This window comes from Acetobacter fabarum (genome assembly GCF_011516925.1).
In the GTDB taxonomy this organism is placed as follows: Bacteria; Pseudomonadota; Alphaproteobacteria; order Acetobacterales; family Acetobacteraceae; genus Acetobacter; species Acetobacter fabarum.
The window spans coordinates 133,017-156,827 of sequence record NZ_WOTG01000005.1 but is presented as its reverse complement, the minus strand read 5'-3'; the positions used below and the strand labels follow the sequence as shown (position 1 = coordinate 156,827).

General features: G+C 62.9%; 20 protein-coding genes and 2 tRNA genes. 7 read left to right on the top strand and 15 right to left on the bottom strand.

All coding sequences use genetic code 11. The features are described 5' to 3' along the window. The first annotated feature begins 39 nt into the window (after positions 1-39). The 3 genes from ssb to GOB83_RS08590 all read left to right on the top strand — a co-directional run bounded on the left by ssb (position 40) and on the right by GOB83_RS08590 (position 1,536). Positions 40-627 (top strand): single-stranded DNA-binding protein, encoded by a 588-nt coding sequence (gene ssb / locus GOB83_RS08600; RefSeq protein ID WP_086647047.1) that lies wholly within the window; start codon positions 40-42, stop codon positions 625-627. A 351-nt stretch (positions 628-978) separates the two neighbouring features. Beyond that, entirely contained in the window at positions 979-1,392 is a 414-nt protein-coding gene (gene dksA, locus GOB83_RS08595) for an RNA polymerase-binding protein DksA (RefSeq protein WP_086647048.1), read from the top strand. 69 nt (positions 1,393-1,461) lie between these two features. After that, a tRNA-Thr gene (locus tag GOB83_RS08590) sits at positions 1,462-1,536 on the top strand. Between the two features lie 177 nt (positions 1,537-1,713). Here the strand turns inward: GOB83_RS08590 and GOB83_RS08585 are convergent. From GOB83_RS08585 to GOB83_RS08565, 5 genes are all read right to left on the bottom strand, one after another. Then, positions 1,714-2,193, bottom strand: coding sequence for a hypothetical protein (locus tag GOB83_RS08585; protein WP_095349459.1), 480 nt, complete (start codon positions 2,191-2,193; stop codon positions 1,714-1,716). 31 nt (positions 2,194-2,224) lie between these two features. Further along, positions 2,225-3,487 (bottom strand): tyrosine--tRNA ligase, encoded by a 1,263-nt coding sequence (tyrS, locus tag GOB83_RS08580; RefSeq protein WP_095349460.1) that lies wholly within the window; start codon positions 3,485-3,487, stop codon positions 2,225-2,227. Between the two features lie 119 nt (positions 3,488-3,606). After that, positions 3,607-5,064 carry a metalloprotease TldD gene (gene tldD / locus GOB83_RS08575; RefSeq protein WP_095349461.1) on the bottom strand — a complete coding sequence of 486 codons (1,458 nt, stop codon included), beginning with the start codon at positions 5,062-5,064 and terminating at the stop codon, positions 3,607-3,609. Between the two features lie 97 nt (positions 5,065-5,161). Further along, on the bottom strand, positions 5,162-5,857 hold the full coding sequence (locus GOB83_RS08570; protein WP_165925760.1) for a histidine phosphatase family protein: 696 nt from the start codon (positions 5,855-5,857) through the stop codon (positions 5,162-5,164). Between the two features lie 15 nt (positions 5,858-5,872). Continuing rightward, positions 5,873-8,053: a GMP reductase gene (locus GOB83_RS08565; protein ID WP_165925759.1), complete on the bottom strand. Its 2,181-nt coding sequence runs from the start codon at positions 8,051-8,053 to the stop codon at positions 5,873-5,875. A 468-nt stretch (positions 8,054-8,521) separates the two neighbouring features. Here GOB83_RS08565 and GOB83_RS08560 point away from each other — a divergent pair, with 468 nt between their 5' ends. Further along, on the top strand, positions 8,522-11,206 hold the full coding sequence (locus GOB83_RS08560) for a DNA translocase FtsK (protein ID WP_264802745.1): 2,685 nt from the start codon (positions 8,522-8,524) through the stop codon (positions 11,204-11,206). Positions 11,207-11,214: 8 nt separating this feature from the next. Continuing rightward, positions 11,215-11,880 (top strand): RluA family pseudouridine synthase, encoded by a 666-nt coding sequence (locus GOB83_RS08555; RefSeq protein WP_165925758.1) that lies wholly within the window; start codon positions 11,215-11,217, stop codon positions 11,878-11,880. Positions 11,881-11,907: 27 nt separating this feature from the next. Here the strand turns inward: GOB83_RS08555 and GOB83_RS08550 are convergent, their stop codons facing one another. The 6 genes from GOB83_RS08550 to GOB83_RS08525 are packed head-to-tail and all read right to left on the bottom strand — an operon-like array spanning position 11,908 to position 17,608. Beyond that, a complete protein-coding gene (locus GOB83_RS08550; protein WP_242005791.1) occupies positions 11,908-13,095 on the bottom strand; it encodes a glycosyltransferase family 4 protein in 1,188 nt (395 codons plus the stop codon). A gap of 7 nt (positions 13,096-13,102) precedes the next feature. Beyond that, on the bottom strand, positions 13,103-13,762 hold the full coding sequence (locus GOB83_RS08545) for a glutathione S-transferase (RefSeq protein ID WP_165925757.1): 660 nt from the start codon (positions 13,760-13,762) through the stop codon (positions 13,103-13,105). A 21-nt stretch (positions 13,763-13,783) separates the two neighbouring features. Next, positions 13,784-14,866 (bottom strand): tRNA 2-thiouridine(34) synthase MnmA, encoded by a 1,083-nt coding sequence (gene mnmA, locus GOB83_RS08540; protein WP_086647056.1) that lies wholly within the window; start codon positions 14,864-14,866, stop codon positions 13,784-13,786. Between the two features lie 27 nt (positions 14,867-14,893). Next, positions 14,894-15,208 carry a ferredoxin family 2Fe-2S iron-sulfur cluster binding protein gene (locus tag GOB83_RS08535; RefSeq protein WP_086647057.1) on the bottom strand — a complete coding sequence of 105 codons (315 nt, stop codon included), beginning with the start codon at positions 15,206-15,208 and terminating at the stop codon, positions 14,894-14,896. Positions 15,209-15,264: 56 nt separating this feature from the next. Then, a complete protein-coding gene (locus GOB83_RS08530) occupies positions 15,265-16,449 on the bottom strand; it encodes a cysteine desulfurase family protein (protein WP_165925756.1) in 1,185 nt (394 codons plus the stop codon). Positions 16,450-16,459: 10 nt separating this feature from the next. Beyond that, a complete protein-coding gene (locus tag GOB83_RS08525) occupies positions 16,460-17,608 on the bottom strand; it encodes a cysteine desulfurase family protein (protein ID WP_165925755.1) in 1,149 nt (382 codons plus the stop codon). Positions 17,609-18,085: 477 nt separating this feature from the next. Here GOB83_RS08525 and GOB83_RS08520 point away from each other — a divergent pair, with 477 nt between their 5' ends. Beyond that, entirely contained in the window at positions 18,086-18,751 is a 666-nt protein-coding gene (locus GOB83_RS08520) for an alpha/beta hydrolase (protein WP_086647060.1), read from the top strand. 109 nt (positions 18,752-18,860) lie between these two features. On the opposite strand, the gene GOB83_RS08515 is transcribed toward GOB83_RS08520, so the two are convergent. Then, positions 18,861-19,634, bottom strand: a complete 774-nt coding sequence (locus GOB83_RS08515) for an RNA methyltransferase (RefSeq protein ID WP_086647061.1) — start codon at positions 19,632-19,634, stop codon at positions 18,861-18,863. Continuing rightward, positions 19,631-21,007: a cysteine--tRNA ligase gene (cysS, locus tag GOB83_RS08510; RefSeq protein ID WP_095349468.1), complete on the bottom strand. Its 1,377-nt coding sequence runs from the start codon at positions 21,005-21,007 to the stop codon at positions 19,631-19,633. The genes GOB83_RS08515 and cysS overlap by 4 nt, the downstream gene beginning before the upstream one ends. A gap of 141 nt (positions 21,008-21,148) precedes the next feature. Between cysS and GOB83_RS08505 the strand changes: the two genes are divergently transcribed. Beyond that, positions 21,149-21,223: transfer RNA gene (locus GOB83_RS08505), tRNA-Thr, on the top strand. 168 nt (positions 21,224-21,391) lie between these two features. Here the strand turns inward: GOB83_RS08505 and GOB83_RS08500 are convergent. Continuing rightward, positions 21,392-22,714 (bottom strand): bifunctional folylpolyglutamate synthase/dihydrofolate synthase, encoded by a 1,323-nt coding sequence (locus GOB83_RS08500; protein ID WP_264802744.1) that lies wholly within the window; start codon positions 22,712-22,714, stop codon positions 21,392-21,394. 41 nt (positions 22,715-22,755) lie between these two features. Next, a complete protein-coding gene (accD, locus tag GOB83_RS08495; protein WP_086647063.1) occupies positions 22,756-23,661 on the bottom strand; it encodes an acetyl-CoA carboxylase, carboxyltransferase subunit beta in 906 nt (301 codons plus the stop codon). Positions 23,662-23,811: the final 150 nt, after the last annotated feature.

Sequence of the window (23,811 nt, the reverse complement as noted above, 5' to 3'; positions counted from 1 at the left end):
ACAAAACGAACTCACAGGTTACAGAAGGCGAAGAGAACCATGGCTGGAAGCGTTAACAAGGTCATTCTGGTCGGCAATCTGGGCAAAGACCCGGAAGTCCGCTCCAGCCAGAGCGGGCAGAAAATCGTGTCCTTCTCCCTCGCTACCAGCGACACATGGAACGACCGCGCTTCGGGCGAAAAGCGCGAGCGGACCGAATGGCACCGCGTTGTCATTTTTAACGACCGGCTGGCCGACGTTGCCGAACGCTTCCTGCGCAAAGGCCGCAAGGTGTACCTTGAAGGCGCATTGCAGACCCGCAAATGGACCGATCAGGGTGGGCAGGAACGCTACACGACCGAAGTGGTTGTGGACCGCTTCCGTGGCGAACTGGTTCTGCTGGACAGCCGCAACGGTGGTGAAGGCGAAGGTGGCGGCGGCTTTGGCGGGGGTGGCTTTGGTGGCGGCAATGGTGGCAGCAGCTACGGCGGCTACAACACCGGCGGTGGCTCGGACTATGGCAATGGCGGTAACGGCGGCGCATCCTCCCGCCTGCCTGCCCCGCAGCGTGGTGGTGGCGGTGGCGCACCGTCTGGCGGCTGGGATGCTTCCGGCGGTGGTGATCTGGATGATGAAATCCCGTTCTAATCGGGCAACATACGCCAGAGTGTCTGCAAGGGGTCGTGTGCGCACGGCCCCTTTTTTATGCGTGGAGGTAAGGGCCTCCCCCGCGCTGGGCCAGTTGTTGCGCCAAAGCAAAAACCTGTGTGGCAGGGGTAGCGCGCCACATATCGGATTTTATTGAAATTTTAATAATCGGATGTTTTCTGTTTATTACTTTTTCCGAATATCAGTTTTTCTTTTATCTTACTGACCGACCCTCCTGCTTTTCTTCTGGCATCTGTGCATAAAATTCTTGGCGCACGGGCATGATGCCGCTATAAGCCGCGTCATTCTTTCAAGGCAGGTTTCCTGTCATTGCAAAGGCTGACGACTGACATGATTACTTTACCGCCAGATTATCGCCCGTCAGAAGAAGAAGAGTTCATGAACCCTCTTCAGACGGAATACTTCCGGCAGAAACTGCTCAAATGGCGCGCTGACCTTTTGAAAGAGGCGGGGGATACCCTGGCCAGCCTTTCCGAAGGTGGCATTCATGAAGCCGATATTACCGACCGCGCAAGCGTGGAAACGGACCGTGCCCTTGAACTGCGCACCCGTGACCGTGCCCGCAAGCTGATTGGCAAGATCAACCTTGCTCTCCAGCGGGTTGAAAACGGCAGCTATGGCTACTGCGAGGAAACCGGTGAGCCCATCGGCCTGAAGCGTCTGGAGGCCCGCCCGATCGCTACCTTGTCCATTGAGGCGCAGGAACAGCACGAGCGTATGGAAAAAACGCATAGGGACGATTAATTTTCGTCTTTTTTTGTTCACCCCACTCTTGCGGTGGTGCGCCCAAAAGGCTAGAACCCCGCAAGCAGTGCTGCTGTAGCTCAGTGGTAGAGCACTCCCTTGGTAAGGGAGAGGTCGACAGTTCAATCCTGTCCAGCAGCACCAGCAACTCCCCCACGCATATGGCATGGTTTTTTTTCAGGCTTCCGAGCGACCTGAAAGAAAAGTAGCCCGCCTGCCCCTCACGGGGTTTGGGTATTCCCCCCTCCCATACAAAAAAGGCCCCGCACTCTGGCGGAGCCTTTTGCAGACATACTCCAATCAGGCAAAGCCCAAAGTGGCTCAGCCGCGCGGGGGGCCTTTATTGGGGCCACCCCCACCGCCGGGACCACCCTGACCGCCGCCATGGCCACCACCGGGCGAACCACCCCCGGATGGACCACCGCCACCTTGTGCACCGCCACCGGGGCGCTGGCCGCCACCGCCGGGGCCACCTCCCCCCGGACGACCGGGACGACCGCCACCATCCGGGCGACCACCCCCGCCGGGGCGGGACCAGCCCCCTCCATTATTATTGCCACCACCGGGGCGGCCAGGCCCCATACCCGGCCTGCCCATGGGTGGGCGCGGTGCAGGGCGGGACCAGCCACCACCAGCATACCCACCGCCATATCCGTAATAGTCATCATACCGTATGCTGGAACCAGCATAGCCATACGGATAGTACGGGCGTGGCCGTGGGCCGGGGCCACCAGGGCCTGCACACCCTGCCAGAACGGTTAAAGAACCCAATGCTGCCAGAGCGCACACAAGACGTTTCATAACATTGTCTCTCCTGCTGGTGGCTTGGCGTTCAGGACCCTACCTTCACCAGCACATGATGTTTTTTGCCAGCAGAAAGCCTGATGGCGCCATCTACACTATCGTGCTCCACAATCAGGCGATTTTCATCCGCTATCACGGCATTGTTGAGGCGCGCGCCCCCGCCCCGTACCAAACGCCGGGCCTCGCCATTGGTTTTGGCAAGCCCTGCCTCCACCAGCAGGCGGAAAACGGGAATCCCTGCGGCAAGGTCAGGCTGGGCCACTTCATGCACAGGCAGGTCAGCGGCTGTCAGCGCACCTTCCTCAAAGGTCTGGCGGGCGGCTTCGGCTGCGGCCAGAGCGGCCTCGCGCCCGTGGCACAGGGCTGTGGCTTCGGTCGCCAGCACCTTTTTGGCTTCGTTAATCTGCGCGCCCGGCAGGCTCTCAAGCCGTGCACATTCCTCAAGCGGCAGGTCCGTGAACAGGCGCAGGAAGCGCCCGACATCGGCATCCTCGGTGTTGCGCCAGAACTGCCAGTAATCAAACACAGGCAGACGTTTTTCGGACAGCCACACAGCTCCACTGGCCGTTTTGCCCATTTTTGCGCCGGAGGAGGTGGTAAGCAGCGGAGTGGTCAGCCCCATGACGGATTTCTGATCCGTCCTGCGCACCAGTTCCACGCCAGAGATAATGTTGCCCCACTGGTCGGAGCCGCCAAGTTGCAGCACCAGCCCGTATTTGCGGCTGAGTTCGCGGAAGTCATAGGACTGGAGAATCGAGTAGTTGAACTCCAGAAAAGTCAGCCCCTGCTCACGTTCCAGACGATTCTTGACGGAATCGAAGGCCAGCATGCGGTTAATGGAAAAATGCACCCCCACATCGCGCAGCAGGTCAATATAGGCCAGCTTGTCCAGCCAGTCGGCATTATTGACCAGCAGGGCATCCGAAGGGCCCGTGCCAAAGGTCAGGAACTGGCGCAGACACCCTTCTATGCCGGCAAGGTTGGTCTGGATGATGTCATCCGTCATCAGCCGCCGCGCTTCCTCCCTGAAGGAAGGGTCGCCAATACGGGCAGTGCCGCCGCCCACAAGGGCGATGGGGCGGTGGCCATGCTTTTGCAGCAGGCGCAGCATCATAATCTGGATCAGCCCGCCCACATGCAGGCTGTCTGCCGTGGGGTCAAAGCCGATATAAGCCGAGATGGACTCCCGTTCCATAAGTGCGTCCAGTGCCTGCGCATCCGTGCACTGGAAAATGAAACCGCGTGCCGCGGCCTCGCGCATGAAAGAACTCCGAAATCCGCTCTCGACCATTTTCCTGTCCCTATCCTTCGGCCCGCATCAGGCGGGCAGAACCCAAGGCACACGCTCTAGCATGAGAGGGCGCGCAACAGGAACAGCCCACCGCAGGCCATAACCAACTGGTGCAGCCCTTACGCCGTGCCGCCCACGGTCAGCCCGGTCATTTTAAGGGTGGGTTGCCCAACACCTACCGGCACGCCCTGCCCGGCCTTGCCGCAGGTGCCAATGCCGGGGTCTAACTCCAGATTGCCCCCGATCATGGAAACCTGGGTCATGGCCTCTGCCCCGCTGCCAATGAGCGTTGCCCCCTTGACCGGGGCCGTAACGCGCCCGTTTTCGATCAGATACGCTTCGGAGGCAGCAAACACGAACTTGCCCGACGTAATATCCACCTGCCCGCCACCAAAATGCACGGCATACAGCCCACGCTTGACCGAGCGGATCATCTCCTCCGTGGTGGCGTTGCCTTCGAGCATAATGGTGTTGGTCATGCGTGGCAGGGGCATATGCGCATAGGACTGGCGGCGGCCATTCCCCGTAGGGGCAACCCCCATGAGCCGTGCGTTCAGCCGGTCCTGCAAATAGCCTTTGAGAATACCATCCTCAATCAGCACCGTGCGGCCTGTGGGTGTGCCTTCATCATCTATGGTCAGGCTGCCACGGCGGTCCGGCATGGAGCCGTCATCTATGACCGTCACCCCGGGGGAGGCCACGCGGGTGCCAATACGCCCGGCAAAAACGGATGTTCCCTTGCGGTTAAAATCGCCTTCCAGCCCGTGGCCTACGGCTTCGTGCAGCAGAATGCCGGGCCAGCCAGCACCCAGCACCACTTCCATTTCCCCTGCCGGGGCGGCCTGTGCCTCCAGCGCCACCAGCGCCTGACGCAGGGCCTCGTCCACCGCACCCTGCCATGTTTCCTCATTCAGAAGGCGGTTAATCTCATAACGTCCGCCAAGGCCGTGGCTCCCGCTCTCGCGCTTGCCATCATGCTCCACCACAACCGACACATTCAGCCGCACCAGTGGCCGCAGGTCGGCCACGCGCGCGCCATCGGCACGGATGATCTGCACGGCCTGCCACTCGCCCGAGAGCGAGGCCATAACCTGCACCACGCGCCTGTCCTTGCCCCGCGCGTAGGCATCCATGCTGGAAAGCAGACCGGACCGGGCGGCAAAATCCGTATCCCCCAGCGGGTTGGCATCCGTATAGAGCCGCTGGTTGGTGGGGCGTGGTGGGGGGGCCATAACCCCCGAGCGGCCCGCACGCACCGCACCCACAGCACCGGCCGCACGCAGCAGGGAGGAGCGGCTCATCTCATCCGAATGGGCAAAGCCTGTCTCTTCCCCCAGCACCGCGCGCAGGCCAAAGCCCGTGCTGGTGTTGAAGGAGGCGGAGCGGATAACCCCGTCATCCAGTGCTATGGATTCGCTCTCACGGTATTCAAGGAACAGTTCGCCATCGTCCATGCCGTCCAGCGCCGTGCGGGTCAGCTTTTCGGCGTCATCCCGGCTAAGCTGGGCCTGCTCCTGAGCAAAAAACAGCTGGTCTGTGGCGGCCAGCGCCCCGGCGTGTGAGGGAGAGAAAGACATGGACCAAAGCCCTCCGTCTGGGAAATATCCGTCTGGGAATAACGGCTGCCCGCACGGCCAGCCACCTGTTTGACCTGAATGCCAGAAACCGCGGTGTTCAGATACCCGGCAACTCGTTTACCGTGACCACCCGCCAGCCCGTATCCAGCCGCTCCAGAATGGTCAGGGAGAGGTTCTGGACCGAAAAATGCAGCGCGGTTTCGGCGTGTATGCGCAGCGCATGCGCCAGAGCCGCACGAATAACCCCACCATGGGCCACGGCCACAATGTTGCGCCCTGCATGTGTTCTGGCCAGCCGGTCCAGCAGGCGGCCAACACGGCTGCATACCTCAATCACGCTCTCCCCCTCCGGGGGGCAGTCACTGGCGGCAACGGGCCAGAACGGGTGGGGGGGCAAGGTCAGGTGCGCAGGCAGGGCCTTGTATTCCAGCCCCTGCCATGTGCCCAGATTCTGCTCGATCAGGTCCAGCTCCACAGTGAGCGGGCGGGGGCCGTACCCGGCCTCCTCAATCGCCTGTGCGGTACGCCGTGTGCGAGAGAGCGGGCTTATGAACCACTGTGCGTCCTGCGGCAGACGCTGGGCCAGCGCACGGTACATGGGCTTCTGGGCAATCAGGCTGTCGGGGCAGAGCGGCACGTCCATGCTGCCATACATGCGCATACGGGCGTTTTCTTCCACCAGAGCATGGCGGATCAGCCAGAAGCGGGTAATACCGGTTGGAAGTTCAGGCCCATCCAGAAAATGGTCCTGAGAAGAGGATGAGGCTTTTTCGGCAATCATGTGTTCGCTCATGCCTCTGTTGTGGAATCAGCTTTGCCCGAGCGCAAGAGCAGAAATGCCCAGCCTGCCCAAAGCAGGGGCCTGCCCGGGCATACACCCACCGCCGGACAGGCTGGCACGGGCGGCATGCGGGTGGCACGGTGGCTGTGCATGGGCAAGGTCCGCCCAATACCGCAGGATCAGGCCCAGCTTGGCCAGCATCCACGCTACGGGGTGGTCTGCCGTGGAGGCCCCTTTTGCCACGGCGGGGGCAGCCGCATAGCTCCATCCCGTGCCCGAAATATGCCGTGCAGAGGCCGAAACACGGAGCGCGCCCATGCCTGCCTCAACACCCTGCGCCGTGGTCAGGGCAACCGGTTGCCCCACATGGCAGGGCAGGGCCGCAAGGGCACGTTCCTCCCCCCGCAGGTCCATGGGCAGGTAGGGGGTCAGATCCGCCAGCAGCCAGCCATGCACCAGCCTGGCCTGTGCAAAATCCAGCGCACAACCATCGTGCATTACAGTAAAGGCAAAAATGCCCGGCAGGCTGTCCCACGCATCTGCCTCCGGCTGGGTGGACAACGCCACCGAGGGCAGCAGGCGCACAAACGGGCAGGCACGCAGCGCCGCCGTGGCCCCCAGCATGAACTGCTGCAACCGCTCTGCCTTTTGCGCATCCGGCACGGCGGCAAATGCCTCCATTTCGGCCCGTGCTCCACTCCAGCGCACGAACAGGCCCGTGTTCAGGCCCGCAGGCAGGGTGCGGCAGGCAGGCAGGTCCGGCCATTCAGCCCGCGAGGCATATGCCGCAAGACCGGCGGGCAGGCTGGCTGTGCCGTGCAGGCGGCCCAGCCAGCTATCGGGCAGGAACAGTGCGCCACTAAACGGTGGGCCGGTAAAAAACTTGGACCCCGTAACCATAACCGCCCAGCCCCACGCCACGTACTGGCGCACAAGCTCTGGCCGCAGGCGGGCCTGACAGGCATCCACCAGCACATCCACCTGACCGGGGTATTGCGCACACAGGGCGCGCACCCTGCTGGCGGGCAACACAAGCTGCCCGGTTTTGGAAACATGCAGCATGTAAAGCAGCACGCGCCGCCCCGCCCCAACCGCGCGGGCTACATGCTGCTGGCAGGCGGCAAACAGGGCGTTATCGGGCACACGCTCCGCGTTGCTGCCACGCAGCTCCAGTGCAACATGCTCCGCATCCCGCATAAACCCGTCTATGGGCATGCCCTTCTGCACAGCCAGCCCCCGCGCGGTGCGGTGGGCAAAATGGCGGCCACAGGTCGCCAGCGGCACGCCGCTCCCGGTTTCTTCCACACCGGGGACGATGGTTGTCAGCGGTGTGTTCAACAACCCCATGACCGCCGTGGCGGCCAGAGCGCAGTCGGTCCCTGATGGCGCGAGCACAACCCGCCCGGCTCCATCCAGATGGTAAAACCCCGCCAGAAAGGTCTTGGCTTCTTCCACAACGGCTTCGGCTCCCTGCCCTTCCACCGCAAGGCGGATCAGCCGGGTAGCCGCCTGATGCATGGCCCGTGCCGCGGGCAGTGTTGGGGTGGATGCGGTGGAGGAGGAAAAATCCAGCTCCCCATACCGGGGGAGAGGCTGGCACCCATACCGGTTAAGGCCGGTTTGCGCACCGGGGTCCAGCCGTTCGTCCCCTCCGCTTACAACCAGCCATTCCGCAGGTTGCAACACCGGCCATGCGGCACAGGCCCATGCCTGCAGGGCGGGCACATCCACCCCATGCGGGCGCAAGGCGGGAGCTACAAAAAAAGCCAGTTCCGGAAAGCACTGTGCAAGCTGGGTGGCATCGGGCGCTGTGCTCCCCGCCAGACCATGCCCCCATGTACATGGCATGGGTACGGCCCCACCGGGGGGGCAGAATGGCCCCGTCTGCCAGGCACAGGCCGTAACCCTTGCCGCAGCCAGCAGCAGGCGCGCCATGCACTGCCCATTGCCCCCCTCCGCCAGACCTGCCCCCGCAGGCGGGCAACAGGCACGCACAAGGGCGGACAGTTCCAGTGCAAACCGGGCGTAAAACCATGCCTGAGCAGGCTCAACCGGTTCGGCAGAGCAGGCAATGCTCCCATCGGGCTGAACACAGACAGGCCGCCCGGAACCGGGTTGTTGCAGAACAAAACAGGGTGCCAGCATATGCCGCAGGAAGGGGGAGGACTGCATAGCCTGCAAAACACTGGTCAAATTACTTGCATCCATTCACACGGCACACCCTGGAGCGGAAGATAAACAAGGAACAGACATCCGCCATGATACTGGCCTGTGCACGCGACAATCCCTTACCCAGACCACCACAGCCCCGCCCCAGACTGCCCGGCCCCATGCGGCATACACCCCACACAGGCCAAGGCGCAAAGTGCCAGCCGTATCCGCACAATGGGTATGAGCTGCCTAATATTGTCGATCCCCCGCCGCGGAACAAGCCGTACACACCCCATACGCCCATGCCTGCCACGCCGGGTGGCCATGCTCCCACCTGTGGGCATGCCTCTTTAACATGGGTTCAACACCGCCCGCCTCTGGCCGCAATCTTGTGCAAAGGATGCGGTTCGCAATACGCGGCAGGGCTGCTAAGAAGAAAGCAGTCACCCTTTACAACCACCCGCGCACACGATTCCTGCCCAATGCAGGGAGCAGGCGCGGCCTCTGGAGTCAGGACCGGCACCCTTGGCGCGCACAAGCCCTTTAAATACCACCAGTTCCCCCGCCCCCCACAAAAGTACCCTGCGCCTGCGCATGGAGGAAGGGGGCGGCATTGCGCTCTGCATTCTGGCCTGTGCCCTGCTGGCAGCCCTGCTGACCTACAACCCGACCGACCCCTCCTTTAACACCGCCACCAACCAGCCCCCTACCAACCTGCTGGGCATAACCGGCGCGTTTGTAGCCGATACGCTGTTACAGGGAATCGGGCTGGGGGCCACGGTACCGGTGCTTATTCTGCTGGCATGGGGGTGGCGCTTTATGGGTCACCGCCTGCTTGGGCATGAAACATGGATGGTCTTTGGCATGCGGGTGGCTGCCATTTTATGCCTGCTCCCCGTAGCCGGGGCCCTGCTTGCCGCCATTCCGCTGCTGTTTACTGCCCTGCCCAACATGGAATGGCCCACACAGGCCGGTATTGGCGGGGGTGTCGGGCATTCCATTGCCCAGACCTCCATTGCCGCAGGCATGGCCGCCATAGGGCCTGCGGGGGGCATGGTTATCTGGCTGCTGGGCGGGTTGCTTGCCGGGCTTCTGCTTGCCCTTGGCACCGGCCTGCGGCGTGATGAATGGTATGCCATCTGGCGGGCATTTGTGTTTGTTGTGTGCCTGCCGGGCAGGCTGGGCAGGCGGTTTGTCCGCTACTATGCCAGCCACAAGCCACACCCCGCCGCCCCGGCAGCCAGCGCACAGCCCAGCGCCTACACCGCACAGGCCGCACAGCCTGCGGCAGACGCATTTTATGGCAGCACCCTGCCCTCCGGCCCGCTGTTTGATGATGAAGAGGACGAGCACGACCTCGCCCCCTATCACGCTCCGCAGCCCGCCACCCACCATGCCACAGGCACGGCACTGGTGCTGCACGGCACGCAGGACAACAGCCAGCACAGCCCGCATGCCCTTACCCCCGCACCACTGGATGCACCGCCGGGCACCCCTGCACGGGCAACGGCCATAACCCCTCTGCCAGCCACAAAGGCCGAACCCGCCTTTACCCTGCCCACCGCCACAACACCGCACCCCGCACCGGAAAAACCCGCCAAAAGCGGGTTGCTGGGCCGCCTGTTCTCCGGTGCAAGCCAGCCCGAAAGCACGCACGCCACCCCCGAACGCAGCACTCCCACCCGCAAAGGCGGGTGGGAACTCCCCCCCATGAGCCTGCTGCGCGCAGCCCCCAGCAACGCCCATACCGGCCCCTCGCCCGAGTTGCTCAACGCCACCGCCCGCATGCTGGAGCAGGTTCTGGCCGATTACGGCGTGCAGGGCCGCATTGTGGGCATGAGTGCAGGCCCCGTGGTCACACTGTATGAACTGGAACCCGCACCGGGTATCCGCTCGGCCCGCATTATCGGGCTGGCGGACGATGTGGCGCGCTCGCTATCCGTGCTGAGCGTACGCATTGCCACCGTGCCGGGCCGCAACGTGATGGGGATTGAAGTTCCCAACCAGACGCGTGAGACGGTTTACCTGTCCGAACTGCTCAACCAGCCCACATGGCGGGAAGATACAGGCCAGCTCCCTCTGGCACTGGGCAAGGATATTGCGGGCGAACCCATGTTCTCCGACCTTGCACGCATGCCCCACCTGCTGGTGGCGGGCACCACCGGCTCAGGCAAATCGGTTGGCGTGAACGCCATGATCCTCTCCCTGCTCTACCGGCATTCGCCCGATGAATGCAGGCTGATCATGATTGACCCCAAGGTGCTCGAACTCTCCATTTACGATGGCATCCCCCACCTGCTCACCCCGGTTGTGACCGAGCCCCCCAAGGCGGTTAACGCGCTCAAATGGGTTGTGCGGGAAATGGACCGCCGCTACCGCACCATGGCCCACCTGCAGGTGCGCAACATTGCAGGCTACAACGCCCGTGCGGCCGAAGCCCGGGCAGACGGAGAGGTAGTCGTCCGCCGCGTACAGACCGGCTTTGACCCCGAGACCGGCAATCCGGTGTTTGAAGAACAGTCCGTCGCTCTGGACCCCATGCCCTATATTGTGGTCATTATTGACGAAATGGCCGACCTGATGATGACCGCAGGCAAGGAGATTGACGCCTGCGTGCAACGTCTGGCCCAGAAGGCGCGCGCGGCGGGGATTCATGTCATCATGGCAACGCAGCGCCCTTCGGTGGATGTGATTACCGGCACCATCAAGGCCAACTTCCCCACCCGTATTTCGTTTCAGGTGATCAGCAAGTTCGACAGCCGCACCATTCTGGGCGAGCAGGGGGCCGAGCAGCTTCTGGGGCAGGGGGACATGCTGTTCATGCAAGGTGGTGGGCGCATTACCCGCGTGCACGGCCCGTTTGTGGCCGACAGCGAAGTGGAGCAGGTTGTCAACTTCCTCAAGGAACAGGGCGAGCCGATTTATGATGAGGACGTTCTGGCCGAACCCATGGAGGAAGGTTCCTCCTCCAGCGCTGGCAGCCGTGCCAGCGGGAACGAAAACGCCGAAGCCGACATGTACAGCGAGGCGGTAAGCATTGTCACGCGTGAGGGCAAGGCATCCACCTCCTTCATCCAGCGCCACCTGTCCATTGGCTACAACCGCGCGGCCAAGCTGATTGAGCAGATGGAAAAGGAAGGAATTATCAGCCGGGCAGACAATGTCGGCCGCCGCAAGGTGCTGATCGGCTCCAACCGCGAAGAAGACTAAAACCCCGTATGTCTGCCCCCCTGCCCCCCCTGCTCTACCAGAGCAGCCATGTGGTTATTCTTGACAAACCCGCGGGCCTGCCCGTGCACACCGGCCCCGGTGGGGGTGCCTGTGTGGAGGACTGGTTCCCTCAGCTTTCCCGCCGCAAGGATGGCCCATGGCTTGCCCACCGGCTGGATGCGGATACATCGGGCTGCCTTGCCATAGCCCTGCGCAAACAGCCCCTGCTGGCCATGCAGGAAGCCTTTGCCAACAAAACCGCACGCAAAACCTACTGGGCTGTGGTGGATGGTGGACCACAGGCACCCACCGGGCGGATTGACCTGCCACTGCTTAAAACCAGCACCAGAGCGGGCTGGTCCGTGCAGGTAGCGGACAAGGGGGCTCCTGCGGCCACCACATGGCGGGTTCTGGGCCGGGACGGGCAGACAAGCTGGCTGGAACTGGAGCTGGAAACAGGGCGCACCCATCAGGCCCGTGTCCATTGTGCCGCCATGGGCTGGCCCATTGTGGGGGACGCGCTTTACGGCAAGCCCCACGCGGCCGGGCTGCACCTGCTGGCCAGAAGCCTGTACCTACCCATTGATAACGGTGTTACCGTAACCGCACCCCCACGCGCGGGCATGCGCCCCGCCCTGCACGCCTGCGGCTGGCGCGCAACCGAACAGGGCTAAAAAACCCACTCCACGGCACACCGCCCCTTAAGGCTGCCCGAGTGCTCCTGTATCGGGCCAGACCTGCACAAGCCTTGCATGCAGGTTGTGGCGTCTGGTGCGGAGCACTGCACTATCAAACATCTGTGCCCGCACACGCCCGGCCTGCCCCATGCGGCTGCGCAGTTCGGTATCGGACATCAGGCGGTCAAGCGCCTCCACCATGGAGGGCAGGTCATCGGGGTTGGCGTAAAGTGCTGCCTGCCCGGCCACATCGGGCAGCCCCCCTTTGCGTGATGTCACCAACGCGGCCCCACAGCCCATGGCCTCCAGTGCGGCCATGCCAAAAGGTTCGGCCCACCGGCTGGGCACGGCCACAATGGCCGCGTGACTCATGGCCTGCAAAACCTGCGCATGGGGCTGGTAGCCTACCATCTTCACCCCCGCAGCCTGAGCCTGCGCCTGTATTCTGCTCAGGAATTCGGTTTGGGGGGACATACAGCCAAACCTGTCTGCCCCTATAATTTGCGCCTGCCATGTGGGGTAGCGGGGCAGCAGGGTGGCGCAGGCCTGCACAAAGGCATCCACCCCCTTGTCTGCCACAACGCGGCCAGCAAACAGCACAAGATTGTCCCTTACAGGGGCGGGGGCTGGCAATGCCGCAAGGTCCAGCCCATTGGGCAGCACGCTAACCTGCGCCTGCACGCCCTGCTCCAGAAAACGGTTCCGCAACCACTCGGACACCACAACAACAGCCACCCTGCGGGCCAGCAACATGCGCTTACGGGCCGTTTTGATCAGGCGCATACTGCACGGGTCATTGTGCAGTACCAGCACCAGCGGCAGGTGGGGAAAGCGCCGGCTTATGGCCCACGCCAGATCCGGGCGGTTATGCACCTCCACCAGATCGGGGCGCAGCCTGCGAACCAGCCGCACCACGCCCGCCCGGTAACGCCCCGCATGGCTGAACGGGAACAGAACAGGCGGCACGGGCGCAAAAGGCACATCATCATACGGGCTGGTTGCGGGGGGGCTGCCCGCCACCACTTCGCCCGCCCCGGCCATGCGGTGCACCAGCAGGGCTATGGCCCCGGCCTCATCAGGGGCAAAACATTCACGCGGGGGCAGAACAGTCAGCACCTGCAAGGGGGGAGTGGACACTGCGGGGGAACCACCCACTCCGTTGCCCTGCTGCGGGTTGCGCACGCTCATGCCTGCTGCCCTGCTGCCCGCCATGGTGTGTTCAGGCCAGGGTTTCGTATATATCCAGTTGCCATTCCACCGGCTCACGCGCAGCAGCAGCGTACCATTCCACCATCAGCGGGTGCTGGCGCACGGCCTGCATGTAAGCCTGCGCCGTGCTGGAAAGCCCCGGCACATCGTAGGACAGAAAACGGCAGACAACAGGGGCAAACATGGCATCCGCATTCCCCATGCCCGACCCGCACAGGAACGGCCCGCCGCGGCCGGCCCCTTCGGTCCAGATGGCGTTAATGCGCGCTATATCCTTGTGCACATCTTCGGCCAGAGGCGCAGCCAACGGGCGATTACGGCCCAGATTCATGGGCAGGGCAGAACGCACGGCCCTGAAGCCGGAGTGCATTTCCGCCGCTACCGAGCGCGCCCATGCCCGCACTGCCCGGTCCTCCGGCCATAAAAAGGCGTGGTGCTCGGCACAGTATTCAGCAATGGAGAGCGAGTCCCACACCACGGCTCCCCTGTGTTCCAGATACGGTACGCACCCGTTGGGCGAGAGGGTTTTAAGGGCTGCGGTCTGCCCTGCGCCGGCCAGCGGCACAACTTCCACCCCCACATCCAGCCCGGCCAGACGCACACACAGCCAGCCGCGCAGGGACCATGACGAATAACGCTGTGTACCAATAACCAGACGACCTTCCGCCATGTGCGTGCTCTCCTGTTCTGTTTAAGCCGTAGCCTGCTGGTCCGTCCGGCGGATAAACCCGCCGCCCAGAATGCGGCTCCCCTGATAAAACACACAGGCCTGACCGGGGGCGGGCATGGCGGGTTCGTCCAGCAGCACGGTTGCGCCATCGGGGGTTGGGACCACACGGGCCGTGCGCGGCTCTTCACGCGCACGCATCTGCACCTTGCAGACAAGGCCTTCGGCCGGGGGGTCCAGCAGCCAGTTGACATCCCGCACGGACAGGGAGCTGACAAACGCATGCGCACGCGGGCCAATAATAACACGCTTGCGGCCCGGCTCCACGCCCACCACCATCTGGCGTTCGCCCTGCAGGCGGGCGGCATTCCCCAGCCGTTTGCTCTGGCCCACGGTAAAGCGCATCACGCCCTCATGCGCGCCCACAACATGGCCGGACTGGTCCACAATCTCGCCCGGACCAGCCATTTCGGGGTGCATGCGCTCCACCAGATCCACGTAGGAACCATCGCTGACAAAGCACAGGTCCTGGCTGTCTGGCTTGCCTGCCACAACAAGCCCGTACCGCTCGGCCTCGCGCCGTACGGCGGCCTTGTCTGGCATGTCCCCCAGAGGGAAGCGCAAAAAATCAAGCTGGTCGCGTGTTGTGGCAAACAGGAACCAGCTCTGGTCACGCGCCTCGTCCACCGGGCGGTGCAGTTCCGCACCCTGCGGGCCTTCCACACGGCGAACATAATGGCCGGTGGCCATGGCATCGGCCCCGATTTCCTTCGCCAGTCCCAACAGGTCGGTAAACTTGACGCCCTGATTGCACGCAACACAGGGGACCGGGGTTTCCCCCGCCGCATAGGCATCGGCAAAGCGCTCGATCACGCTATCCTGAAACCGGCGTTCCGCATCAATCACATAATGCGGGAATCCCAGACGGTCGGCCACGGCGCGGGCGTCGCGGATATCCTGCCCCGCACAGCACGCGCCCTTTTTGGCCGCCCCTCTGGAATCGTAAAGCTGAAGGGTCGCGCCCACAACCTCGTGCCCTTCTTCCAAAAGGCGGGCAGCCACCACGGAACTATCCACCCCTCCGGACATGGCAACAAGAATACGCATGGGCGGGCTTTCCTTCCCTTTTTGCTATCAGGCCTTGCTGGGCAGGCGCACGACCAGACCATCAAGGGCTTCGGTCATGACAATCTGGCAGCCAAGGCGCGAGGTTTTTTCCAGCCCGAACGCAAGGTCGAGCATGTCTTCTTCATCATCGGTCGGGGCATCCAACCGGTCCGCCCATGCGGGGTCCACCACAACGTGGCAGGTCGCGCAGGCCAGCGATCCCTCGCACGCGCCCTCAAGGTCCACATCGTGCTTATGGGCAATTTCCAGCACGGACAGGCCAACCGGGGCATCGACCGTGCGTTCTGTTCCGTCCTGCTCAACAAACGTCATCTGGGGCATTGGTTTTCATCCTGCCAAAAAATATCATGGCGGCGGCGGCCTGTATGGTCCGGGCCTTAGGCTGCGGGCATGGGCCGCCGGGGTGTGGCCCGCACCTGCAGGGCAGCCTGTGCCAGACTGTCCGCCGCGCGTTCTGCTTCGGCGGTGGAGGTAAAACGTCCGGGGGACAGACGCAAGCTTCTTCCTGCTTCATCAAAGCTCAGCCCCATGGCCTCCAGCACGTAGGAGGGGGCCAGTTCGGCCGAAGAGCAGGCCGAACCAAGGGAAACCTCAAGCCCGGGCATAACCGCCAGAACCTCTGCCGCGCGCAGGTCAGGCGGCAGGCGCAGGCTGAAAATACCCGGCAGGCGCGCAGCCTCCTGCGCATTGACCACACATCCGGGCAACTGCGGCCCCAGACGGGCCAGAAACACCGCCTGCACGTCGGCCAGATGTGCACCATCACGCGCCATATCCATGCTGGCAATCTGGCAGGCTTCCCCAAATCCTGCCAGCAAAAAGCCCGGCAGGGTGCCAGAACGCAGCCCCCGTTCCTGCCCACCACCAGAGAACAGGGGGGTCAGGCGCACACGCGGGCGGCGGCGTACAAACAGTGCCCCCGCCCCCTTTGGCCCATACAGCTTATGGCTGGAAATGGAGGCCAGAGCCACGGGCAGGGCATGCAGGTCCAGCGCAATTTTACCTGCCGCCTGCGCCAGATCGGTATGCAGCAGCGCCCCCGCCTGCGCGACCAGCGCACCCAGCGTGGCAAGGTCCTGCAGAACCCCGGTTTCGTTATTAGCCGCGGCAATGGACACAACAGCCGTGGGGGCCTCTGCCAAAGCGCGGGCCAGCACCTCCGGCTCCACCTGCCCAAGGGAGTTAACCGGCAGAACAACCGGCTCAAACCCTTCATGCACCAGATCCGCCACACTTTGCAGCACGCATTTATGCTCGGTCGCGACAGTTATAACCCGGCGGCGCGGGCTGCCCTGTGCCGCCAGATGCCGTGCCGCTCCCTTGATGGCAAGGTTATTGGACTCGGTCGCCCCCGAGGTAAAAACAATCTCACGCGCCTCCGCCCCCAACAGGGTGGCAACCTGCGCGCGGGCATGTTCCACCATATGGGCCGCCCGGGTGCCGCTGGCATGGGTGGTGCTATGCGGGTTGCCGTTTTCCTCCGCCAGAGCGCGCAGCAGAACCGCCTGCACACGCGGGTCGCATGGCGTGGTTGCCGCGTGGTCAAAATACAATGCCGCCATACCCGGCCCCCTATTGCGCCAGAGCCAGACCAGCCCCGGCCGCCATGCGTGCGTAACTTTGCACAAACCGCTCCACATCCGCCTCCCGCACGTTCCATGGCAGGGACACGCGTATGGCCTGCCCCGCCTGTTCCCCCAGCCCCATGGCCTCCAGCACATGGGAGAACGCTACCTTGCCCGATGAACAGGCCGAACCTGCGGAAACACAAAGCCCGTCCAGGTCCAGCCGCATAAGCTGCCCCTGCGCGCGCCGACCGGGGAGCACAAGGGATGCTGTATTGCCCAGCCGTGGAGCCCCTGCGCCACACACCAAAGCTCCTGCGGCCTGTGCAGCCTGCTCCAGCCGGTTGCGCAGGGGGGCCAGATCACGCGGGTTGTCCAGAGCATCACACAACGCTGCGGCAAGACCTGCTATGGCGGGCAGGGGCTGGGTGCCCCCCCTGCGGCCCTGCTCCTGCCCGCCGCCTTCAAACACCGGGGCCAGTGGCCTTGGGGCTGGGCCGCGCAACAGCAGGGCACCAGCCCCTTTTGGCCCACCCATTTTGTGACCGGAGCAGGCGAGACTATCCGCCCCCAACTCTTCCACATTCACAGCCATGCGGCCTGCGGCCTGCACGGCATCCACATGCAGATGTGCACCATGCTGGCGGCACAGGCGGGCAACCTCGGCCATGGGGTGGAGCACGCCTGTTTCGTTATTAGCCAGCATGAGGCAGACAAAGGCGGGAGCGCCCGGTGCACTCAGGGCTGCCTCCAGCAGGTCCAGACGGACCTGCCCGTGGCTGTCCACCTCCAGCCATGCCCGGTCTGCCCCATCGGGCACACCCTTGCGCACAGCATCATGCTCGGTGCGACCAACCAGAAAACGCCGCCCCTGCCCAAACCCGTGCATGGCCAGCACATTGGCTTCCGTGCCGCCAGAGGTGAACACGCAGTTGAGCGGAGCCACACCAAGCCGGTGCGCTACCGTGTTGCGCGCCTCCTCCAGCACGGCGCGTGCGCGCCGCCCCGCATGGTGCACGGAAGATGGATTCCCCGTAAGGTCCGCCGCCTCCAGCATGGCCGCACGCGCCTGGGGCCGCAGGGGTTCGGTCGCGTTGGCATCCAGATAGACGGGTTGAGGAAAATCCTTTGCCCTATCGTCTGTTTTATCATTCATGCTTTTTTTCTACCCGTAACCATACCAGAACTGCGCTTTTTGCAGGCCGTGCAGTACGGCCATTGTCACGATTTATGTGGAAATTCTGGCCCCCAAGCCGCTATAGAGTGCCGTATGGTCAGCACCACAGGGCACAATGGAGACGGCAGGCTGGAAACGGGTTTTCCCGCATGCGCAGCATTCACGGACAACAGCCCGCACGATTATGCCTGCGTTTTGCGCAAGGTCAACGCCGGAGTGTGCCGCACACCCTTTTCTGGTCGTGGGACGGACACCATGTGTCTGTAATGCGCTCCTTTTTCCGTTTTCCCCCAGAAACGGAAAAGGGAGACAGGCTGACTGAGAGTTAAAGTTTGCGGGCCTTTGGTCTGCCCGCATGCTCCGACCCGGAACGTGGCATCGTTCCCCGCCGGGGCAATTATCAAACCCGGAAGCGTCATGCCCGCGGACGCCCTTCCCAGATCAAGCGGAACCTACATGCCTGAGGTTATGTTTGCCGGCCCGGATGGACGTCTTGAAGGACGTTATCACCACTCAAACGAGCCCAACGCCCCGCTTGCCCTCGTGCTGCACCCCCACCCGCTGCACGGCGGCACCATGAACAACCGGATTACATACGCCCTGTACCGCACGTTCGAGAACATGGGCTTTTCCGTCATGCGCTACAATTCCCGTGGGGTTGGCCGCTCGCAGGGGCGGTTTGACGGGGGCATTGGCGAAATTTCCGATGCCGCAGCAGCCCTTGACTGGATGCAGATGATCAACCCCAACGCCAGCGGTCTGTGGATTGCCGGGTATTCGTTCGGGGCGTTCGTGGGCATGCAGCTGCTGATGCGCCGGCCAGAAATTACCGGCTGGATCAGCATTGCGCCGCCAGCCGCCCATTATGACTTCGGCTTTCTGGCCCCCTGCCCGTGCGGCGGGCTGATGATTGCCGGTGGCAAGGATGACATGGCCCCCGAGCCCGCCATCCACAAACTGGTTGATAAGCTGAACACCCAGAAAGGTGTTGCAGTGGACTACCGTGTTTACCCCGAAGCAGATCATATTTTTGCCAAACAGGCAGACAAGATTACCGCTGCGGTGGAAGACCACGTAACCCGCGCCATGAGCCAGCAGCACATGGCACTGGCCGCAGACTAACACCTGCGCGGTAACCGGGTGTGGGCTGTAACAGCAGGCCGCACCCACAACCCCCTACCCGCTGCATAACCTGCGACGGATAGGGGCCAACCGCCCCCTTGCGGGGTGGTCAGTCCTCCGTCCGGCGGGGGTGTGCCAGTTCGCGCACAACACCATGCAGGGTGCGCAGTTCCTGCTCTGTAACTTCCCCACGCGTAAAAAAGTGACGCAGGTTGCGGACCATACCGGGGCGTTTTTGCGCGTTCCGCAAAAAACCGCATCCATCCAGCTCACGCACAAGATGGCTCATAAAGTTCTCAAGCTCACCTTTGGTGGCTACGTGGGTCTCGTTGGTCATGAGCGTGCGGGGGGGTGTTGCGTCTGCCGCCATCCACCATTCATACGCCATGATCATGACCGCCTGCGCCAGATTGAGCGACATGAAGGTCGGGTTAAGCGGGTAGCGGATCAGCGCGTCCGCGCGTGCCATGTCCTCGTTATCCAGCCCGGCGCGTTCGGGGCCGAACATCAGCCCGACCTTGAGCCCGCGCTGGGTTGCCGCACGCAGTTCCGCCGCACCGCCACGCGCGGTCATGACCGTTTTTACAATATGGCGTGGCCGTGGGCAGGTGGCGTACACATGGTGCAGGTCGGCTATGGCGTCATCCACACTGTCATGCACCGTGGCGGCTTCCAGAATCCGGTCTGCACCCGAGGCCGTACGCCATGCCCGGTCCTGCGGCCAGCCATCACGCGGGCTGACAAGGCGCAGGTGAAACAGGCCACCATTGGCCATGGCACGGGCCGTGGTGCCAATGTTCTCGGCCATTTGCGGCCTGACCAGAATAACAACAGGTGTGTTGCCCAAAGGCTCCAGCGGTGCCCCGCCGTCCCGCCCGGTCATGCGCGCCTCCAGTTTGTGCCGTCTTTTGTATCTTCAAGCACAATACCCTGTGCCTGCAACTGGTCGCGCAGGGCATCGGCCCTTGCAAAATCCCGCGCTTTTTTGGCGGCCAGCCGCTCCGTTATCAGGTTTTCAATCGCGGCATCTTCCTCGGCAGAAGACTCTCCACGGAACCACTGCGCCGGGTCCCCCTGCAACAGACCCATTAACGCCCCACCGGCTTTGAGCGCGCCTGCGGCCTCGCGGTCCCCGCCCATGGCCTGGTTAGCCAGCACATGCAGTTCGGCAATGGCCTTGGGGGTATTCAGGTCTTCCTCCAGTGCGGCCAGTACGGTTTGCGGCACAGGAGCTGCGGGCACATCCGGCACGCTGGAGAGGGCGCGGTAGAACCGGTCCAGCGTCTTGCGGGCCTCATTCAGCCCGGCCTGCGTGTAATTCAGGGTGGAGCGGTAATGCGTGCCCAGCAGCAGCAAGCGCAATGCCTCCGCCGGAGCCTGCGCCAGCACATCGCGGATGGTCAGGAAATTGCCCAGTGACTTGGACATTTTCTCACCTTCCACCAGAAGCATGGCGTTATGCACCCAGTAATTGGCAAACTGGCTATGCGGGAAGCAGCACAGGCTTTGCGCGCGTTCGTTCTCATGATGCGGGAAAAGCAGGTCCGACCCACCGCCATGAATATCAAAACTATCGCCCAGATAACGGTGCGACATGGCCGAGCATTCAATATGCCACCCCGGACGCCCCCTGCCCCACGGGCTATCCCACCCCGGCTGGTCTGCATCTGATGGTTTCCACAGCACAAAGTCACCCGGTGCTTTTTTATAGGGTGCCACTTCCACACGTGCGCCCGCTTCCAGCTCATCCGGGTTACGGCCGGAAAGTGCGCCATAAGAGGGGAACGACCCGACCGAAAACAGCACATGCCCCTGTGCTGCGTATGCGTGCCCGTTTTCAATCAGCCGGGCGATCATGGCCTGCATCTCGCCAATATTATGGGTCGCGCGGGGTTCTATGTCGGGGGGCAGCACGCCAAGGGATGCCAGATCCTGATGAAACTCCGCCGTGGTGCGCTGGGTAAGCGCGCCAATATCTTCCCCATTGGCGCGGGCGCGGGCGGTAATCTTGTCATCCACATCGGTAATATTGCGCACGAATGTAACACGGGGGTAGAGCGTGCGCAGCAGCCTGACCAGCACATCCGCCGTAAGCATGGCGCGCAGGTTGCCAATATGGGCCAGATCATACACCGTGGGGCCACAGTAATAGACCTTGATATGCGCGGGATCGAGCGGCTGGAACGGCACGGTCGCGCGGCGCTGGCTATCGTGCAGAAACAGAGCGGGAGCGGGGCTTGGGGAAACGTGCGGCATGTCCGCCTAGATGCGCCACCCACGAAAACGATGCAATATGTGTATGGGCCAAAAAAACCGCGATTATTCCAAAAAACAGGACTTGACGCTCTTACCCTTTTATCGCTTATAGTCCGGCCTTAGCGCAGAATATGTGCATGTGCCCTTATAGCTCAGTGGTAGAGCAACCGCCTTGTAAGCGGTAGGTCTTCAGTTCAAATCTGAATGGGGGCACCATTCTTTCCCGTAAAAAACTGTTCGCACCTGACCACTCAGGCATTTGCCACTACTGGCAGCGCGGCAAATGGCAGTGTGGGCAATATACCCCGCTTTTATACTGCACACGCCACAGGTCTGTTGTGCCGTTTACCTGCCTGGCAAGCACTGCCACCAGAGCGGCAGGTCTTATGTCATGACCCAGCCATCCTGCCGGAGCGCCACACCCGCCAGATACAGGCTGCCACAGATCAGTACGCGTGCGGGTTGGGGGCTGGTTGCCGCATTTGCAGCCAGTGCGCTCAGCGCGCGGGCAAGCGTGGGGCCGGTATGGGCCTTGCCGCCTGATGCGTCCACAATAGCTTGTGCAGGCAGGGCCAGATGCTGCTCGGGCTCACAAATGGCCCACAGGTCATCCGCATAAGGCAAAATCGGACCAAGAAAACCCGAGGCGTCCTTGGTCTGCTTCATCCCCACCAGTATGTGCAGGGGCTGGTCCTTCCAGCGGCCCAGCTCCTGCGCCAGAGCGGCACCGGCTCCGGGGTTGTGCCCTCCGTCAAGCCATAATTCCCATCCGGCGGGCAGCAGGGCTGCCAGTTTGCCGTGCAGGCGCTGCATGCGGGCAGGCCATTGCACCTGCCCCACACCCTGCCATGCGGCCTGTGGCACATCCAGCCCGGACAGGCGCAGAGCCTCCACCGCCAGACCGGCGTTTTCCATCTGCCACGGGCCGGTCAGGGCGGGCATAGGCAGCGCGAGCGTGCCTTTGGCATCGTTCAGGCACAGCCCGGCGGGTTTGTCCGCATTGCCCTGGGAGGGCTGGGGCGCAATCGTCCATTCCACGCCACGGCGGGCCAGAACAGCCCCCACAGCCTGCGCCTGTTCCTGCAGAACCTGCATGACCTCGGCAGGCTGGCAGCCCGTAACCGCTGGCACACCGGGTTTGAAAATACCCGCCTTTTCCCCCGCGATTGCTGCCAGAGAATCCCCCAGAAAAGCCTCATGATCGCGCGAGATGGAGGTCACAATGCAGGCTGCGGGGTGTTCCAGCACATTGGTAGCATCGTACCGCCCGCCAAGGCCGACCTCAATAATGGCCAGTTCCGCCGGATGGCGGGCAAACAGCATAAAGCCTGCGGCGGTCAGCACCTCGAACACGGTAATGGGGGCACCATTGTTGATGCGTTCGATTTCCTCCAGCGTGGCCACAAGTTCAGCTTCGCTGACCAGCTTGCCTGCCACACGGAACCGCTCGGTTACATCCACCAGATGCGGGGATGTCATGACATGCACGCGCCACCCTGCTGCCTCGGCTATGGCGCGCAGGGTCGCACAGGTGCTGCCCTTGCCATTGGTACCGGCCACATGAATAACCGGCGGCAGCTTGCGCTCCGGGTGCCCCAGACGGGCCAGCAGAGCTTCCAGCCGCCCGAGGGAGAGGTCGATCAGCGCGGGGTAAAGATGGTTCAGCCGTTGCAGAACCTCCCCCGTGCGACCGGTAAATTCGGGCACCGGGGCTCTCTCCCCAGCCTGCACCTGACCCACGGAGGGGCTTACTCGGCTGCCGCAGCAGGTGCTGCAACGGGCTTGGGCGGGGGAGCCTTAACATCGGCCGGAGCATGGGTAAGCAGGCCGATCAGGCGCGACAGGGTGGCGGGCATATCCTTACGGGCCACAACCATGTCGAGCATACCGTGCTCAACCAGATATTCGGAACGCTGGAAGCCCTCGGGCAGTTTTTCGCGCACCGTGTCCTGAATAACGCGGGGGCCGGCAAAACCGATCAGGGCGTTGGGCTCACCGATCTGCACATCCCCCAGCATGGCGAAGGAGGCCGTAACCCCACCCGTTGTCGGGTTGGTCAGCACCACAATGTACGGCAGGCCCGCATCACGCAGCATCTGCACCGCAACGGTTGTGCGGGGCATCTGCATCAGGCTCAGCACCCCTTCCTGCATGCGTGCACCACCGGAGGCGGTAAATACCACCAGCGGGGATTTTTGCAGGATGGCCAGACGGGCAGCAGCCACAAACCGCTCACCAAAAGCGGCCCCCATGGTGCCAGCCATGAACTCGAACGCCATCACGCCCACAACGGCGTTATGCCCGCCAATGGTGCCATGCGCGACAACAAGGGACTCGTCCAGATGGCTCTTGGCGCGTGCATCCTTCAGGCGGTCGGTATACTTTTTCTGGTCCCGGAAGCCGAGCGGGTCCACGGGAGCCAATGGCAGTTCAATACGGGTGAACTCACCGTTATCAAAGGTCCATGCCAGCCGGTCATTCACCAGCACGCGCATGTGGTGCCCGCAATGGGGGCAGACATTCTGCGCCTTGCGCAGCTCCTTGGTCAGGACCATCTGGGAGCACGAATCACAGGTGGTCCACAGGTTATCCGGCACATCACGGCGCAGAAGACCGCGGATTTTAGGACGGACGTATTCGGTGATCCAGCTCATTTTGAACCCTGTGACTGCACGAGACTAACGATGCGGACCCAGCCCGCCTGCGTGGTTGCATTACGCGGGCGGCGCCAATCTGCCAAGTGATTATGAAAAAACGCGACCATATCCACGCAGGCGGGCACGCGTTTGAACGTGCACCACCTG